Origin of the sequence: Nocardiopsis alkaliphila YIM 80379, from assembly GCF_000341005.1 — a bacterium.
Lineage (GTDB): Bacteria > Actinomycetota > Actinomycetes > Streptosporangiales > Streptosporangiaceae > Nocardiopsis > Nocardiopsis alkaliphila.
In genome coordinates, this window is sequence record NZ_ANBD01000079.1 from 1 (window position 1) to 2,914 (window position 2,914).

A 2,914-nucleotide genomic window follows, 5' to 3' on the forward strand; every position below is an offset into this window, starting at 1 on the left:
CCGTCCATCGTCGGGAACGTCACCCGCAGGTCGTCCACGCGCACGACTGCTTCGGAGGCAGCCGATCCGGTCGAGGCCATGTCACTTTTCCTTCGGTAGAGCTGGTCTGGGGTTCACGTCGACGCGCCTCACGCGGTGATCCGCACCCGCGGGTCGACGACCGGGTAGAGGAGGTCGACGATCAGGTTGCACACGACGATGAACACGGCGCCCAAGAGGGTGACGCCCAGTACGACGGGCAGGTCCTTGGCCACGATCGAGTCGATCGCGTAGGCGCCCACACCGTTGAGGGAGAACACCTTCTCGGTGAGGATCGCGCCGCCCAGGACCATGCCCACGTCCAGACCCAAGATGGTGACGATGGGGGTCAGGGTGGGGCGTAGGGCGTGCTTGAAGATCACCTTGCGTTCGCTCAGCCCCTTGGCCCGTGCGGTGCGGATGTAGTCCTCGCCCAGGGTCTCCAACATGCCCGCGCGGGTCTGGCGGGCGTATTGGGCCGCGTGCAGGAACGCCAGGGTGAACCAGGGCAAAAGCATGACCTGGTACCAGCCGACGGGGTCCTCGGTGAAGGGGACGTAGCGCGACACCGGGAACAGGCCCCACTGGTGGACCAGGAAGGCCAGGGCCAGCAGACCGGTGAAGTAGATGGGCAAGGACACACCGATGAGGGCGGTGCCCATGGCCAGACGGTCGAAGACGCTGCCCTTCTTGACCGCCGACAGGACACCGACCGCGACACCGCCGACGACCCAGATGACCGCGGCGCCCAGTCCCAGGGACAGGGTGACCGGGAGGCGATCGAGGATCTGGGGCAGCACCGGGGAGTTGGTGCTGAAGGAGTAACCCAGGCAGGGGGCCGCGCATTCGACGGTCTCACGGCCGAAGGTGAACTCTTGTCCGAGGAGCAGACCGCGCAGGAACTCCACGAACTGGACCGCGATCGGCTGGTCGAGGCCAAGGCGTTCCACGGTGGCTTCGAGAGCCTCCGGGGTGGGCGCCTTGCCCACGTACATCGCCGCCATGCCGTGCGGGGTGACGCCGGCCCAACGAGGCAGGACGTAGAAAATCCAGAAGGTCACCGCCGTGACGACGGTGAGAAGCAAAAGACCCGCACCAAGGCGGCGAAGAATATAGTTCAGCATCGCGGTCGGCGGTCGGGGCGCCCAAGGGATCACCTGGGCGCCCCGCCGCTTTCACCTGCCTTCTCGTACTAGTTCAGGCTGGTTTCGGGAACTACTGGTCCCGGTCCACACCCAGCGTCATGAAGTCGTACATCATGTAAGAGGGCTGGTAGTAGACGTTGGTGAGCTGGTCGGAGCGGTAGATGAGCGCCTTGTCGAAGACCACCGGCAAGATGGCGGCGTTCTCCATGACCAGGGTGTCGATCTGCTCGTAGATCGCGGCACGCTCGTCCGGGTCCTCGGTGAGCAGGGCCTGGTCCCAAAGACCGTTGATCTCGGGGTCGTCCAGCTCGGAGGTGTTGAAGTTACCGGTCTCCATGATCGCGTCGCCGTGCGTGATCTTGGAGGCGAAGCCGTAACCGGTGGGCCAGTCCGGGCCCCAGCCGGAGACGCTCATACCGATGTCGTTCTCGCGGACGTAGTCCTGGGAACCGGCGTACTGGCCGAAGAAGTCGGCCTGCGGGAAGGTCTTGACCTCGACCTCGATGCCCACTCGGGCCAACGACTGCTGCAGCGCCTCAGCGGTCTGCACGTCCTTCTCACGTTCGGCGCGAACCGCGATGTTGGTCTTGAAGCCGTCTTCCTCGCCGCACGCCTCGAGCTTGGTCTGGGCGGCTTCGAGGTCACCCTTGCCGTCCTCGGACGGGTACAGGTCCGATTCCGGGTCGGAGCCCGGGATCGCCGGCGGAAGCAGGTTGGTGGCGATGTCGCCACCCTCTTCGCCACCCCAGGCACGCCACATGCTGTCGCGGTCGGCCGCGTACATGATGGCCTGACGGCAGGCCACGTCCTCGATGACCGGGGTGTGGATGTTCACGTAGCGCAGGGCACCGGTGAACGGGTTGTCCAGGTTGCCCCGCTGGGACTCATCGTCGAGCAGTCGTCCGTTCATCGCCGGGCCGACACCGGTACCCGAGAGGTCGACGTCGATCTCGCCGCTGACCAGACGCTCGTCGATCTCGTCCTGGTTGATGCCGATCTCGACCTCGATACGGTCCGGCAGGGCCGTGCGGACGGGGTCGGTCTCGGGGTCCCAGTGCTCGTTGCGCTCCAGGTGCAGCTTGACGCCGGGCTCGTACTCGCCGTCGAACTTGTACGGGCCGGAGGAGAGGACCTTCTCCTGGTACAGCTCACCGCGGTCGGCCTCGATCGGCACCGGGGCGGTCTGCGGCTGGGTCAGCACGTTCGGGAACTCGGAGAAGGAGTCCTTGAGGTGGAAGACCAGGGTGTGGTCGTCCGGGGTCTCGATGGAGTCGAAGCCGGCGAGCGGGTCCGAACCCTCGTAGACGTTGTGCTCGTCCTGGTCCAGGTGCGAGGCGAAGTACTGCGGGCCCAGAGCGAACGTGCCGCCGTTGAAGTTGGCGCGCGCGATGGCGTACTTGATGTCCTCGGCCACGATCTCGGAGCCGTCCTCGTACTTGAGGCCCTCCTGGATCTGGATGGTCCACTCGGTGAAGTCATCGTTGGGCTCGGGCAGGTCCACCGCGAGGTCGGGGATCAGCTCCGTGGCGGCGTCGCCCGGCACCGGGTTGAACGCCAAGAGCGTACGCGCGTAGTACCGGGAGAAGTTCCAGTTGAACGCGTAGTAGGTGTTGGCCGGGTCGGTGGAGTCGAAGTCACCGGCGATGGCGTACTTGAGCGTGCCGCCGGTCTTGTCCGAGGGGTTGACGACCTCGGTGGAGCCGAGGTCGAACTCGTTCTCCGACTCGGAGCCGCCGCCTGTGGCGGGGCCC

General features: G+C 65.9%; 2 protein-coding genes. Both read right to left on the reverse strand.

Annotation, left to right across the window (positions count from 1 at the left end; all coding sequences use genetic code 11):
- Positions 1-128: 128 nt before the first annotated feature.
- Positions 129-1,142: an ABC transporter permease gene (locus tag D472_RS0112605; protein ID WP_026117631.1), complete on the reverse strand. Its 1,014-nt coding sequence runs from the start codon at positions 1,140-1,142 to the stop codon at positions 129-131.
- Positions 1,143-1,233: 91 nt separating this feature from the next.
- Positions 1,234-2,914 (reverse strand): ABC transporter substrate-binding protein (locus D472_RS0112610; protein WP_017604848.1); only part of this gene is annotated, 1,681 nt, incomplete at its 5' end.

Coding starts and splice junctions, on each gene's coding strand:
- D472_RS0112605 (WP_026117631.1), bottom strand. CDS start 1,142: ATGCTGAACTATATTCTTCGCCGCCTTGGTGCGGGTCTTTTGCTTCTC.